General features: G+C 59.9%; 13 protein-coding genes. 8 read left to right on the top strand and 5 right to left on the bottom strand.

Features of this window, described 5'->3' with window-relative positions; genetic code table 11:
* From ASD64_RS10075 to ASD64_RS10065, 3 genes are all read left to right on the top strand, one after another.
* The gene (locus ASD64_RS10075; RefSeq protein WP_056104432.1) at nucleotides 1-447 is read left to right on the top strand and encodes an RbsD/FucU family protein; all 447 of its coding nucleotides are present in this window, start codon (nucleotides 1-3) and stop codon (nucleotides 445-447) included.
* The gene (locus ASD64_RS10070) at nucleotides 444-1,367 is read left to right on the top strand and encodes a carbohydrate kinase family protein (RefSeq protein ID WP_056104428.1); all 924 of its coding nucleotides are present in this window, start codon (nucleotides 444-446) and stop codon (nucleotides 1,365-1,367) included. The genes ASD64_RS10075 and ASD64_RS10070 overlap by 4 nt, the downstream gene beginning before the upstream one ends.
* Nucleotides 1,368-1,601: 234 nt before the next feature.
* On the top strand, nucleotides 1,602-2,744 hold the full coding sequence (locus ASD64_RS10065; protein WP_056104425.1) for a DegT/DnrJ/EryC1/StrS family aminotransferase: 1,143 nt from the start codon (nucleotides 1,602-1,604) through the stop codon (nucleotides 2,742-2,744).
* 18 nt (nucleotides 2,745-2,762) lie between these two features.
* Here ASD64_RS10065 and cysQ read toward each other — a convergent pair whose 3' ends face one another.
* The 3 genes from cysQ to cysD are packed head-to-tail and all read right to left on the bottom strand — an operon-like array spanning nucleotide 2,763 to nucleotide 6,393.
* Nucleotides 2,763-3,539, bottom strand: coding sequence for a 3'(2'),5'-bisphosphate nucleotidase CysQ (cysQ, locus tag ASD64_RS10060; RefSeq protein ID WP_056105034.1), 777 nt, complete (start codon nucleotides 3,537-3,539; stop codon nucleotides 2,763-2,765).
* A gap of 10 nt (nucleotides 3,540-3,549) precedes the next feature.
* Nucleotides 3,550-5,484 carry a sulfate adenylyltransferase subunit CysN gene (gene cysN, locus ASD64_RS10055; protein WP_056104422.1) on the bottom strand — a complete coding sequence of 645 codons (1,935 nt, stop codon included), beginning with the start codon at nucleotides 5,482-5,484 and terminating at the stop codon, nucleotides 3,550-3,552.
* 3 nt (nucleotides 5,485-5,487) lie between these two features.
* Nucleotides 5,488-6,393, bottom strand: coding sequence for a sulfate adenylyltransferase subunit CysD (gene cysD, locus ASD64_RS10050; RefSeq protein ID WP_056104420.1), 906 nt, complete (start codon nucleotides 6,391-6,393; stop codon nucleotides 5,488-5,490).
* 448 nt (nucleotides 6,394-6,841) lie between these two features.
* Between cysD and ASD64_RS10045 the strand changes: the two genes are divergently transcribed.
* Nucleotides 6,842-8,092, top strand: a complete 1,251-nt coding sequence (locus tag ASD64_RS10045; RefSeq protein ID WP_056104417.1) for an O-antigen ligase family protein — start codon at nucleotides 6,842-6,844, stop codon at nucleotides 8,090-8,092.
* Between the two features lie 30 nt (nucleotides 8,093-8,122).
* Here ASD64_RS10045 and ASD64_RS10040 read toward each other — a convergent pair whose 3' ends face one another.
* Nucleotides 8,123-8,479 (bottom strand): hypothetical protein, encoded by a 357-nt coding sequence (locus ASD64_RS10040; protein WP_056104414.1) that lies wholly within the window; start codon nucleotides 8,477-8,479, stop codon nucleotides 8,123-8,125.
* Nucleotides 8,480-8,647: 168 nt separating this feature from the next.
* Between ASD64_RS10040 and ASD64_RS10035 the strand changes: the two genes are divergently transcribed.
* Together ASD64_RS10035 and ASD64_RS10030 are read left to right on the top strand one after the other, a co-directional pair.
* Nucleotides 8,648-10,276, top strand: a complete 1,629-nt coding sequence (locus ASD64_RS10035) for a fatty-acid--CoA ligase (protein ID WP_056105032.1) — start codon at nucleotides 8,648-8,650, stop codon at nucleotides 10,274-10,276.
* Nucleotides 10,277-10,382: 106 nt separating this feature from the next.
* On the top strand, nucleotides 10,383-11,168 hold the full coding sequence (locus ASD64_RS10030) for a DUF1499 domain-containing protein (protein ID WP_056104412.1): 786 nt from the start codon (nucleotides 10,383-10,385) through the stop codon (nucleotides 11,166-11,168).
* A 2-nt stretch (nucleotides 11,169-11,170) separates the two neighbouring features.
* Here ASD64_RS10030 and ASD64_RS10025 read toward each other — a convergent pair whose 3' ends face one another.
* The gene (locus ASD64_RS10025) at nucleotides 11,171-12,076 is read right to left on the bottom strand and encodes an MBL fold metallo-hydrolase (protein ID WP_056104409.1); all 906 of its coding nucleotides are present in this window, start codon (nucleotides 12,074-12,076) and stop codon (nucleotides 11,171-11,173) included.
* A 113-nt stretch (nucleotides 12,077-12,189) separates the two neighbouring features.
* On the opposite strand from ASD64_RS10025, the gene ASD64_RS10020 reads away from it, so the two are divergent.
* Nucleotides 12,190-12,783, top strand: a complete 594-nt coding sequence (locus ASD64_RS10020; RefSeq protein ID WP_056104407.1) for a biotin transporter BioY — start codon at nucleotides 12,190-12,192, stop codon at nucleotides 12,781-12,783.
* A gap of 222 nt (nucleotides 12,784-13,005) precedes the next feature.
* Nucleotides 13,006-13,338, top strand: a complete 333-nt coding sequence (locus ASD64_RS10015; RefSeq protein WP_056104405.1) for a UDP binding domain-containing protein — start codon at nucleotides 13,006-13,008, stop codon at nucleotides 13,336-13,338.
* The last annotated feature ends 118 nt before the right edge of the window (nucleotides 13,339-13,456 follow it).

Genomic DNA, 13,456 nt, shown 5'->3' with positions numbered 1-13,456 from the left:
ATGCTGATCGGAATACCGGCCCTGCTTGGACCAGAACTGCTGGCGGTGCTGCGCGCCATGGGCCACGGCGACGAAATCGCCATCGTGGATGGAAACTACCCAGCCGAACAGGATGCCAACCGCCTGGTCCGCGCCGACGGCCTCGACCTGATCCCGGTTCTGGATGCGATCCTCACCGTCCTGCCCGTCGACGATTTCGTGCCGGAAGCCTTATTCCGCTCATCGGTGAAAGGCGATCCACAGTTGATCGATCAGGTTCATCGCGAAATGGAGGTCGTCTGCGCCAAACGGGCGCCGGGCCGCAAGCTGGTGGCCATGCAGGGCGCCGACTTCTATGCCCGTGCCCGCAGCGCCCATGCGATGGTGGCAACAAGCGAGCCGCGCCTTTACGCCAACATCATCATTCGCAAGGGCGTCATTTATCCGCAAGGGACCGGCAAGGAATGATCCTGTGCTGCGGCGAAGCCCTGATCGACATGCTGCCGCGCAAGACGACGGCTGGCGAAGCCGCCTTTGCACCCTATGCCGGCGGTGCAGTGTTCAACACGGCGATCGCGCTTGGCCGGCTCGGCGCGCCAGTCGGGTTCTTTTCCGGCCTGTCGTCGGACCTGTTCGGCATCCAGTTGAAGAAAGCACTTGGCGAAAGCAAGGTCGATTGCAGCTATGCTCACACCTCCCCTCGCCCGACGACACTGGCCTTTGTCCATCTCGATGACGGCCATGCGACCTATGTGTTCTACGACGAGGGTACAGCCGGACGCATGCTGAGGGTGGCAGACCTGCCCAAGCTTGGCGGCGAGGTAGAGGCAATGCTGTTTGGAGCTATCAGCCTGATTTCGGAACCGGCCGGCGGTGCTTACGAGGAATTCATGCGTCGTGAACACCAAAGTCACGTGACCATGCTCGACCCCAACATCCGGCCTGGCTTCATCCCGGACCGGGAAAAACACCTTCAGCGCATTCGCGCCATGATGGCGATGGCCGACATCGTGAAAGTTTCCGACGAGGACCTCGACTGGTTCGGCGAGTCGGGCTCCCGCGAAGAGGTGATCCGCACATGGCTGTCCCGTGGCCCCAGACTTGTCGTCGTGACGCATGGCGGCGAAGGCGCGGTGGGTTACACGAAAGACGGATCGGTCGCGGTGGTTCCCGGCAAGGTGAAGGTGGTCGATACGGTCGGAGCGGGAGACACCTTCAATGGCGGCGTGCTCGCCTCGCTGCATGAGCAGGGCCTGTTGACCAAGGCTGCGGTCACCAACCTGTCGGGCGAGGCAATCCACAAGGCACTGAGCCTCGGCGCGAAGGCGGCTGCCGTCACCGTATCACGTGCGGGCGCCAATCCGCCCTGGAGGCATGAACTCGCCTGACCGGCAGCCTCAAGCCTTTGATCACTTTATGTTTCGGAGCTACAGAACTTTACTGACGGCTTGCCCCGAGGCGCGCGGTATCCTTGTATTTGCAGCATTCGTTGGGCAAATTCCTCCGCATGCCAGTAACATCGAATGCGGCTGATCAAGCGAAGAAGTGGGTCTGCCGCTTTTACGATTCCGTCAACTCTGATACCAGCACGCCAAACTCTTGCTCATTTTGTTGGAACAGACATGCAGTTCATCGATCTAGGCGCCCAGCGCGAACGCATCCGTGACAGGCTGAAGGCCGCAATCGACCGCGTCGTCAATGACGGGCGCTATATCCTCGGGCCGGAAGTCGCCGAGTTCGAGAACAAGCTCGCCGCCTATGTCGGCACCAAGCATGTCGTTGCCTGCGCCAACGGCACCGATGCGCTGCTGTTGCCGCTGTATGCCGCCGGAATTGGCCCGGGAGATGCCGTATTCGTGCCGAGCTTCACCTTTGCAGCGACCGCCGAAGTGGTCGCGCTGGCCAAGGCCGAACCCGTATTCGTCGACGTCGACGCCAGCACTTACAATATCGACCTTGCCAGCCTCGAGGCTGCGATCGCCATGATCAAGGCGGAGGGCAGACTGAAGCCCAAGGCAATCATTCCCGTCGATCTGTTCGGGCTTTGCGCCGACTACGATGCGATCATGGCCATTGCCAAGCGCGAGGACCTGCTGGTCATCGAGGACGCCGCCCAGTCCATCGGCGGCTCCAGCGAAGGCCGCATGTGCGGTTCGTTCGGCCACGTCGCAGGCACCAGCTTCTATCCGGCAAAGCCGCTCGGCTGCTACGGTGACGGCGGTGCGATGTTCACCAATGACGGCGCGCTTGCCGAGAAACTGCGTTCCTTCGCCTTCCATGGCAAGGGAGAGACCCAGTACGATAACGTCCATGTCGGCATCAATTCGCGCCTCGACACGCTGCAGGCGGCGATCCTGATCGAGAAGCTCGCCATCCTCGAAGAAGAAATGGTCGCGCGCCAGAAAGTGGCCGCACGCTACGCAGAGGGGCTTGGCGACGTTATCAAGGCATCGGGCAATCTTGCCGGAAGCCGCTCGGCGTGGGCTCAATATGCCATCGAGACGCCAAAGCGCGATGAGCTAAAGGCTCACCTGCAGGAAAAAGCCATTCCGTCGGTCATCTACTATGTGAAGCCACTGCATGCGCAGGTCGCGTATCGCGACTATCCGAGAACACCGACCGGGTTGGCAGTCTCCGAGACATTGCCGGAGCGCATCCTGTGCCTGCCGATGCACCCCTATCTCAGCGAATCCGACCAGGACCGGATCATCGAGACGATCCGCAATTATGTCGGCTCCAACTCCGAACAGGCCGCAGCGGAATAGCCACCGACGGTCGGAAACCTATTCCTTTCCACTCGCGATGAAATAGGGATTGGCGAAATCCTCGTCGTGTTCCTGATTGCGCTTGCCATAGGTCAATGGTGAGCCATCCAGCTTGCGCGTCGTACCGCCTGCCGCCCGCAGCACCGCGTCGCCGGCGGCTGTGTCCCATTCCATGGTACGGCCAAAACGCGGATAAACATCCGCCTCGGCGGCGGCCACCAGGCAGAATTTCAGCGACGATCCGACCGAGACGATCTCGGCCGCGCCCAGCCTTCGGATATAGGCCTCAGTCTCAGGCGTGTTGTGCGACCGGCTTGCCACAACGGCCAAGGGCACGGCAGGCGCGCGCGCGGCAATGGGCTGACGCGCCACGACAGCGAAATCCTCGCCAACCCAAAGGGCCTCGGCCTGGCCTGGCCTGCCGCAGAAGAACCGTCCCGTGCACGGTGCGAACACCACGCCGATTTCAGGGACGCGGTTACGGATCAGCGCGATGTTGACGGTGAAATCGGTGCGGCGTTTGACGAATTCCTTGGTCCCGTCGAGCGGGTCGACGAGGAAAAAGGCCTGACCGAGATGTGCGGGCAAAATGCCCGCGGCGGCCTCTTCTTCCGCCACACAGGGAATATCGGGAAAGGCTGCGCGCAGTCCCGCGAGGATGATCTTTTCGCTGGCGCGATCGGCGTCGGTTACCGGCGTACTGTCGGCCTTGCTGTCGACCTCGCATCCGGCATGGTAAACGCGCATGACTTCGCGGCCCGCGTCCAGCGCCAGGCGCTCGAAGAGTGCGAGGATTTCGCTGTCGTCAGATTCCGCCGCCGCTATCGTACTGGTCCTGGGCAATGTCACGCTCAATCAACCACCGTTCCACTACCTCTACCATTTCCTCAGGCGTTCGTCCGAGGGTTTCAAGATGTAGCTCCGGGTTCTCGGGCGATTCGTAAGGCGAGTCTACGCCGGTGAAGTTCTTGATTTCACCTTTCAGTGCACGCGCATACAGGCCCTTGGGATCGCGCCTGGCGCATTCCTCGAAGGGCGTGTCCACAAACACCTCAACAAACTCTCCCAACATCAATTCCCGCGCCAGCCGCCGCTCGGCCCTGAACGGCGAGATGAAGGAAACGATGACGATCAGCCCGGCGTCGGCCATCAGTTTGGCAACCTCGGCCACACGGCGGATGTTTTCAACCCGATCGGCATCGGTGAAACCGAGATCGCGATTCAAGCCGTGACGGACATTGTCGCCGTCGAGAATATAGGTGTGGCGGCCGGTGGCATGGAATTTCTTGTCGAGCATATTGGCAATGGTCGACTTGCCTGAGCCGGAAAGGCCGGTGAACCAGAATACCGCCGGGCGCTGGCCTTTCATCACCGCGCGGGCACGCTTGTCGACGTCAAGGGACTGCCAGTGGATATTGTCGGCGCGACGCAGCGGATGCAGGATCATGCCGGCACCGACCGTGGCGTTGGTGATGCGGTCGATCAGGATGAAGGCGCCGGTCGAGCGGTTCTCGGCAAAGGGGTCGAAGGCAATCGGCGAGCGTGTCGAAACGTTAACGACACCCACTTCGTTCAATCCGAGGGATTTGGCGGCCTCCTCGGCGAAGTTGTTGACATTGATGCGATATTTAAGGTCTGTGACGGTCGCGCTAGCTTGGTCCGTCTCCGTACGCAAGATATAGGAGCGTCCAGGCAGCAGCGCCTGCTCGTCGAACCAGACGATGTTGGCGGCGAACTGATCGGCTACCTGCGGGCGCGCAGAGGGCGCCACCAGCATGTTGCCACGGGAGACCTCCACTTCCTCGTCAAGCACCAGCGTCACAGCCTGCCCGGCAACCGCCCGCTCCAGGTCGCCGCCATGCGCGACAATGCGCTTGACCTTCGCCGACGTGCCGGACTTGGCGACCACAACCTCGTCGCCCTTGGCAACCGCTCCCGAGGCTATGGTGCCGGCAAAACCACGAAAATCCAGATTGGGCCGGTTCACATACTGGACCGGAAAGCGGAACGGAAGTTCGGTGGTTAGATCGTCGACCCCGACGGTTTCCAAATGCTCGATCAGCGTCGGCCCATCATACCAACTCATGTTTTCCGAGCGCTTGCTGACATTGTCGCCGTAGCGGGCGGACATCGGGATGGCCGCGACAGAGTGGAAGCCGAGCGTTTTCGAGAATTGCTCATAGTCCGAGACGATCCGTTCGAAAACCGCCTTGTCGAAATCGACCAGATCGATCTTGTTAACGGCCAGCACGATGTGTCTGATGCCGAGCAGCGAGGCGATAACCGAGTGACGCCTGGTCTGGCGCAATACGCCCTGGCGCGCATCGACCAGAACGATAGCGAGGTCGGCGGTCGAGGCACCTGTTGCCATGTTGCGTGTGTACTGCTCATGGCCCGGCGTGTCGGCGACGATGAACTTGCGCTTCGGCGTGGCAAAGAAGCGGTAGGCAACATCGATGGTGATGCCCTGCTCGCGTTCAGCCTCGAGGCCATCTACGAGCAGTGCGAAATCGACATCGTCGCCGGTTGTGCCGTGTTTGCGCGAATCGCGCTCAAGTGCTGCGAGTTGATCTTCGAAGATCTGCCTGGTGTCGGAGAGCAATCTGCCGATCAGTGTCGACTTGCCGTCGTCCACGGACCCGCAGGTCAGGAAACGCAACAGCGACTTCTTTTCCTGCGATGCCAGGTAGCCGCGAATATCGTCGGATGCTGCCAGATTATCGGCCGTGACATGGCGCATGGTTCAGAAATACCCCTCGCGCTTCTTCTTTTCCATCGATCCGGATTCGTCGCGGTCGATGAGACGTCCCTGCCGCTCGGACGTGCGGGCCGTCAGCATTTCGCCGACGATTGCTTCCAGCGTGTCGGCATCGGACTCGATCGCACCGGTCAACGGGTAACAGCCCAATGTGCGAAACCGCACCATCTTCTCCTGGACTTGTTCACCGGGGCGCAATTTCATGCGGTCATCGTCCTTGAGGATCAACATACCGTCGCGTTCCACCACAGGCCGCTTCCTGGCGAGGTAAAGCGGCACTATCGGAATGCCCTCTTGCAAAATGTACTGCCAGATATCGAGTTCGGTCCAGTTCGACAGCGGGAAGACACGGATCGATTCGCCAGCGGAAATACGGGTATTGAAGATGTTCCACATCTCCGGCCGCTGGTTTTTCGGGTCCCATGCATGTTGGGCGTTGCGGAAGGAAAAAATGCGCTCTTTGGCGCGCGACTTCTCCTCGTCACGACGCGCTCCGCCGAAAGCCGCGTCGAAGCCATATTCGTCGAGCGCCTGCCTCAACGCAACCGTCTTCATGACGTGGGTATGGGTATTGGAGCCGTGGTCGAACGGATTGATACCTTCGCGTACACCGTCTTCGTTGATGTGCACGATGAGATCAAAACCGAGTTCCTTCGCCATCGCGTCGCGAAACGCGATCATTTCCCGGAACTTCCACGTCGTGTCGACATGCAGGAAAGGAAACGGCGGTTTGGCGGGGTAGAATGCCTTGATGGCCAGGTGCATGAGGACCGAAGAGTCCTTGCCGACTGAATAGAGCATCACCGGCTTGGAAAAACTCGCCGCGACCTCGCGGAAAATATGAATGGCCTCTGCCTCCAGCCGCTGCAGGTGGGTAAGTGCCATGGTCATGGTAAGACTAGTCCCTTTCCGCAGATCCAGGTCCACTCCTGCCGACCAATGGGATCAGCCAGCCCGCGAGTGAACGGCGTTCCGCAACTGTCTTCTAGCCGCCTCTCGTCTGACAGCCAACGTCAGCCCCGCTCATTCCACCGACCCACGGAAACGATTTTTCTACATATGCGGCAATTCGGGCAAAAACCTTGAAGAACGTCAAAGCGGCACAGCCCCTACTCGCCTCTAACCGGTTTGCTGCCTAAGGCCCAGCACTCTTATGCAACGTACTTGGAGGCCTTGGTTGCGCCTGTCGTGATCCAGAAACCGATTTTTCGGGCGACATACTTTAAACAGACCACACTGTGACACGAGGGTCGGGGAAGTTGTCGAATCAACGCAAGGTCCGAACATGGATACAGTACCTGATTGCGGGCCGAAGATATTTGGGCCGAAGATACTTGGCATGACGCTGCCGCGGAACGGCATTGACCGCAACAACGTCATTGCCGCTTTTTTAATGGGAGCCCTCCCGGCAGTGGGCGGAAGTGTGATTTCCTTCATGCTGTATTCATTCTTCGTGTGGGGGCTGATGTCCCTCGCATTGAAGCGGTTCGAGTTCCAGATGACCCGTTCCGATCGCGCTTTGGCCTGGACCTTCACCGCTTTTGCCGCATTGATCGTGCTTACCGCGCTCATTGGGCCGAACCGATCCGAAATCCCGCATTCAATCGTCTGGCTGCTGGCATTCCTTTCGCCTTGGGTCGTCATTCCAAGACTGCGGGCCAGTCGGGGTATCGATCTTCTTCAGCCTTATATTATCGGTGCCGCAATTGGCGTAACGGCGGCAGCGCTGCTGGCTTTCGTCCAGTCGAGCATTTCCGGCATCAGGGCCGAGGGCGGAGCGGGAAATGCCGCGGTATTCTCCATGATGTCGCTGTGCCTTATGGGCATCGGAGGCCTGAACATTGCTTCACCGTCCAAGACACGCGAGGTGTTGGCGATCTCGGCGGTTGTCGGGGGTATCGTTGCTCTCAGCATCTCGCTTACGCGAGGTGTCGGCCTGATGATTTTCCCCATCCTGGCCCTGTTGGTGATATTTGCCCCGGCCCGTTGGCGTTTCGTCGTGATGCGTCCCCTGAGCGGCCTGGTGGTCGCGGTCGCGGCAATCGCCCTTTACAACGTCCAACGTCTGCTTGACGGGCGCTGGAACGAAACTCTACGTGAACTCCATCGCCTCTTGACGGGGGTGCAAACCACCAGAGGTATTGGCGAGCGGCTCAGGCTCTGGCGCGCGGGCTGGGACGCCTTTTTCGATTCACCAGTCTGGGGCCATGGCATCCAGAACAGGATGACGTCGCTGATTCCGGAACTGTCAAAGGATGGGCTTCCCATCCGCGGCTTTACCCACGCTCACAACGGCTTTCTTTCTTTCGCTCTCGATGGCGGGATCATCACGCTGGCAGCGTTGGCGGCAGTGTTGTGCGTTCCGGTCTTCATCGCCTGGCGGGCGCCGCGCGATCCAAGCTATCGTACCCGGCTGTTCCTCGCGCTGATCTTGTTCACAGCCTACGTAGGCTGCGGCATGACCCAGATCATGTTCAAGCACGACATCATGGACGCCTTCTTCATCTTCTGCGCCCTTTTGATCGCCGCCTCCATACCGGCGAATCCCGGTCTCGCCCACAGGATGGACTCGAACCCACCTTCGGCATGAAACTGCCGCAAGTTCGTATCGCAAAACTTGTCAGGCGGCAGCCTGGAAGACATCCATGAGCCCTGCATAGGCGGGGGCAAGGCCAGCGACAGGGTTGGTGCTTTTCGACGCCGTCTCGACCTTCAGCGCACCGCCATCGACAGGCAAGGTAAGGAGCAGGAACTGACGCTTGTCATCGCTGCCGACTGCTGCCGCAGCCACGTATTCGCGTCGGCCGTCCGTCTCGAGGCACATCTTGAACAGCATCTCGCCGCCGACCGCTTCCAGGGCCTGGCCGACAATCTCTACGAACTCGTCTTCGGAAACGGTTCGTGCTTCGGGCACGAGATCGCCAAGGCTTTCCGCCAAGCTGGTCTCCAGCGCCTTATCGTCAAGCTGCGCATCCATGCAAACCTCGTGCATTTCGCTGGCCAGCCCCGCCTCACAAAAGATTTACGTCGACAATGGCCGCATTATGGCGCCCGATCTCGTCAATTCGGCTTAGACGACGGCATCCTGGCTTGGCGACTCGACAATTTTGCGGTTCGTTCCACAATATATCCAGGGAGGAACATGATGCTTGGATTGATGCAGGAATGGCCGCTGCTCTGCCATAAGATTCTGGATGCCGCCGCTACCCAACACGGCAAGCGCGAAATCGTCACACGCTCGATCGAAGGTCCAATCGTCCGGACGACCTACACAGATGCCCGCACACGCGCGTTAAAAGTGGCGCAACGCCTTGAACGAGACGGATTTCTATTGGGCGACAGGATCGCGACACTTGCCTGGAACAGCGCTCGGCATCTTGAGGCCTGGTACGGCATCATGGGTATCGGCGCCATCTATCATACGCTGAACCCTCGCCTGTTTCCCGAGCAACTGGCGTGGATCATGAACCACGCTCAGGACAGGGCGATCTTTGTCGACCTGACCTTTGTGCCGCTGCTCGAAAAGATCGCAGGCCAGGTCAAATCATTGACCAGGATCATCATTCTCACAGACCGGGAGCACATGCCCGCGACAGGGCTTGCCAACACGGTCTGTTACGAGGACTGGCTGGCCGAAGCCGATGGTGACTTCCGCTGGAGGCAGTTCGATGAGCAGACGGCTGCCGGCATGTGCTATACGTCAGGCACAACCGGCGATCCGAAAGGGGTCCTCTACAGCCATCGCTCGAACGTGCTTCATGCGATGATCGCGGCAATGCCGGATGCCATGGGCATTTCTTCACGCGATGTCATTTTGCCAGTCGTTCCCATGTTCCACGCCAACGCCTGGGGGCTCGGACAAAGCGCGCCGATGATAGGCGCCAAACTGGTCATGCCTGGCGCCAGGATGGATGGCGCCTCGATCTACGAACTGCTCGATACCGAGAAGGTGACGTTCAGCGCCGCCGTTCCGACGGTCTGGCTGATGCTGCTGCAATATCTTGAGGAAGCCGGCAAAAAGCTTCCGTTCCTCAACAAGGTGGTGATCGGCGGTTCCGCCTGCCCGAGCATGATCACCCAGAAATTCCAGGACAACTATGATGTCGAGGTCGTGCATGCGTGGGGCATGACGGAGATGTCGCCGCTCGGCACACTTTGCACCATGAAGCCCGAAACCGACGACCTGAGGGGCGAGGAGCGCCTGGCCGTTCAGAAAACGCAAGGATTCGCGCCATTCGGCGTCGAGATGAAAGTGACGGACGACGACGACAACGCGCATCCCTGGGACGGCAAAACCTTCGGGCGGCTGAAGGTGCGCGGCCCAGCCGTGGCGCGCGCTTACTATGGTGACGCGGGCACCGAACAGTTCGGTGAAGAAGGCTGGTTCGACACAGGCGACGTCGCGTTCATCGACCCTAATGGCTACATGCAGATCACCGACCGGGCCAAGGACGTCATCAAGTCGGGTGGCGAGTGGATATCGACCATAGACCTGGAGAACCTGGCGGTGGGCCATCCCGATGTCGCCGAAGCTGCGGTAATCGGCGTCAGCCACCCGAAATGGGACGAGCGGCCGTTGCTTGTCGTGGTTCCAAAAGCAGGCAAAGAGCCAAGCAAGAGTGAAATACTCGGCTTCATGGACGGCAAGGTCGCAAAATGGTGGATGCCTGACGACATTGCTTTCGTGACCGAAATTCCACACACCGCGACTGGAAAAATCCAGAAGACCGCCCTTCGCGAGCAATTCAGGGGTTATCGATTGCCTACCGTCTGACGAACGACCAACATATCCGCCATCTTCGCGCTGCCGGGTCATTCAACTTTGCCGGATCATGCGTTAAGCATCCGGCCGGGAAATGCGAAACGGTCTTTGGCAGTCAATGAGCGAATATCCTGACAGGCAATCATCAAAGGCGGCCAGTTGGTCACGCCGGACCGGAGCTTTCTCCCCGGTGCTTTTGCTGACTGTGTGGGTCGGCCATCATTTCGGACTGGTGGAAACGCTTGCGTTCCTTTGGGTGCTGGCCCTTGTGGCGCTGCTCGCGGCACTTGCCCTTCTGTTGGCGGGCCTTGCCTTTTCGAGACTCTGGAATTTTGGCGCCCGGGGCGGCCGCGACCTGACCGTCGGCGCATTGCTCGCCATGATCGTACTCGTTCCTTTTGCAGTCGCGGCCTATTGGACGACGACCTACCCGCCGCTCAAGGACATTTCGACCGATCTCGAAGATCCGCCAGCGCTTGCTGTTGCGAAAGATAGTGCAAACGGAACACACGCACCGACACCGGGGGAACGGCGCCTGCAAGTGCAGGCCTACCCGCTGGTAACTGGCCGGCGCTACGATCTGCCGTTCAAGGAAACAGTCGATGCGGTCGAAACGGTATTCGCCCGGCAGGGATGGCAAGCTCAGGGACCACTGCCGTCATCGGACGTCAATGACAGCGACGCGGTCGTCAAAGCGATTGCCAAAAGCTTCGTTCTAGAACTGCCTGTCGATGTGGCAATCCGTGTCACCAGTGAAGGCGAGACGAGCTATGTCGACATGCGCTCAGCCTCCCGCTACGGCCGCCAAGACCTTGGCGACAATGCCGCCCGTATCGTCAAATTCCTGGCAGAACTGGACCAGGAGGTGGTTGGCCAGATCGGCACCTCATCGACTGCAGAGTAGGTTCAAGCCGGCAGATAGATGCCGTCGATCGAAGGATTTCCATCGGTCGAAACCGTGCCGCGCGTCACCAAATCCTCAAGATGGGCCAGCACCGACAATCCTGCTGCTCCGTGCAGACGCGGATCGGTATCCCGGTATATCGCCGCAACCATGGCCTTGATGGTGCGATCGCCTTTTCTGATGCGCTCCAGTATAGCGCGCTCGCGCATCTTGCGGTGCGCCTTCAAGCCACGCATGAAGGCATGCGGCGCACCGACCGGCCCACCGTGACCGGGCAAAAACAGCCGGTCGTCGCGTTCGAGCAGCACATCGAGAGATGCCATGTAGTCAGCCATCGCCCCATCCGGCGGGGCGACAATGCTGGTCGACCAAGCCATGACGTGATCGGCGGAAAACAGGACACGGCGGCCTTCCAGTGCAAACGCCAGATGATTGGCCGTATGCCCGGGTGTAAAAACACCCCTGATCGACCAGCCGTCACCATCGACCACGGCGCCATGCGCCAAGGCGATATCCGGCATGAATTCGGTGTCGGCACTGGCATCGAGCGGATTGGTTTCGCCGATCCTGAGCGGGCGCGCCGGGCGGTGCGGCCCCTCGGCTACAACGATGGCTCCGGTCTCGGCCTTCAACCTCGATGCAAGCGGGGAATGGTCCCGATGCGTATGGCTGACAAAGATATGGCTTACCGGTCGCCCAGCAATGGCTCCAAGCAGTGTCTGCAGATGAGAAGCATCGTCCGGGCCTGGGTCGATCACCGCCAGCGAATCGCTGCCGATCAGGTAGCTGTTGGTGCCATGGAAGGTGAAAGGCGAAGGGTTCGGCGCTGTGATGCGCTGCACGCCTGACGCGACGGTCACCGCTTCGCCGTATGCCGGTTGAAAACTGGTGTCGAATTTGAGGCTCATAGCCCATTTACTCAACCAATAGCGGGCAAAATCGTTTGCCGCATATCACGGAAGCCAATATAGGGGAAACCCGAAGCGCATTTGCGCCTTGGCCAAACGGATTGAGGAAGATCATGGCAATTGCAACAACAATGCGTCCGCTTGTTTCACTGGCTTTGCCCGAAAAGGGCGCCGCACGGCTAGCCACTCAGTTGTTCCTCGCCATTGCCGGAACGCTTCTGCTGACCCTGTCGGCCAAGACGAAAGTCGTGCTCGGCCCCGTCGACATGTCGCTGCAAACCCTGGCTATCTTCCTGATCGCCGCAGCTTTCGGCATGCGCCTCGCGGTCGCCACGCTGCTTCTCTACATGCTGGAAGGCGCGATGGGCTTTCCCGTCTTCCAGAGCACTCCGGAAAAGGGCATCGGCATCGCCTATATGCTCGGCTCCACCGGCGGCTATCTGGCCGGCTTCGTGGTTATGGCGGCAATCGCCGGCTGGGCCGCTGACCGTGGCTTCGACCGCAGCCCTTTCAAACTGTTCGGCGCCTTGCTGGTCGCCGAAGCGGTGATGATGTCGATGGGCTTTGCCTGGCTGGCAACGATGATCGGCGCTGAAAAGGCCTGGCAGTTCGGCGTCATGCCGTTCATTCTCTCCGACCTGATCAAGGTCGCGCTGGCAGCCAGCCTCGTTCCGGCAGTCTGGTCGCTATTGCCGCGCAAGAAGTAGAGATTTTCCGCATCGGCTTAACGGTGCAACATGGATGATCGGTCGCAACGCCCGGCACGCATGTGTCGGGCGTTGCCGTTCATGGACTGCCCACTTAGCTGATATTGCGAACGCGCATCCATGGTGTGCGTAGGACGACACCGGCTCCTGCACCTCCCGACGTAGGAATGCCGGTACGCATTTCGTCTTATCGGCTAGGTAGTACAACGCCTCGCTAGACCATTGAGAGTAGAGATTTCCAGGCTCCTCGTAGGGTATCAGATAGACGATGAGGCCTACAAGGCAGATGTCGACGACCTGCGCGAAAGCCCGGCCGTCGAGATCGTGGAGATGCTCGGGCACAAGGGCTACGATGTCACCGTGGTGGAGCCTCACGTCGCCGAACTTCCCATTGCCCTGGCAGGCCACGCCAATATCAGGCTGCAGCCGTTGGACGACGCGCTGACGCAAAGCGACGTGGTCGCCCTGCTCGTAGCCCACACGCCGTTCAGGAACTTCGATCGAGCCGCGCTGCGAAACAAGCACCTGGTCGATTGCGTGGGTTCGTGGCGCTGAGCGCGCTGCCGCTTGGTCGCGGCATGGATCCCAGGGTCTGCGCGACGGCCTTCGGCCTGCTCCGCCCTAGGATGACGAAGGATGGATGTGTTTCTCGTTGCCACGCTGCCTTTTCGGC

It is taken from the genome of Mesorhizobium sp. Root157 (assembly GCF_001427385.1).
Lineage (GTDB): Bacteria > Pseudomonadota > Alphaproteobacteria > Rhizobiales > Rhizobiaceae > Mesorhizobium.
This window is presented reverse-complemented; position numbering and strand designations above follow the sequence as displayed.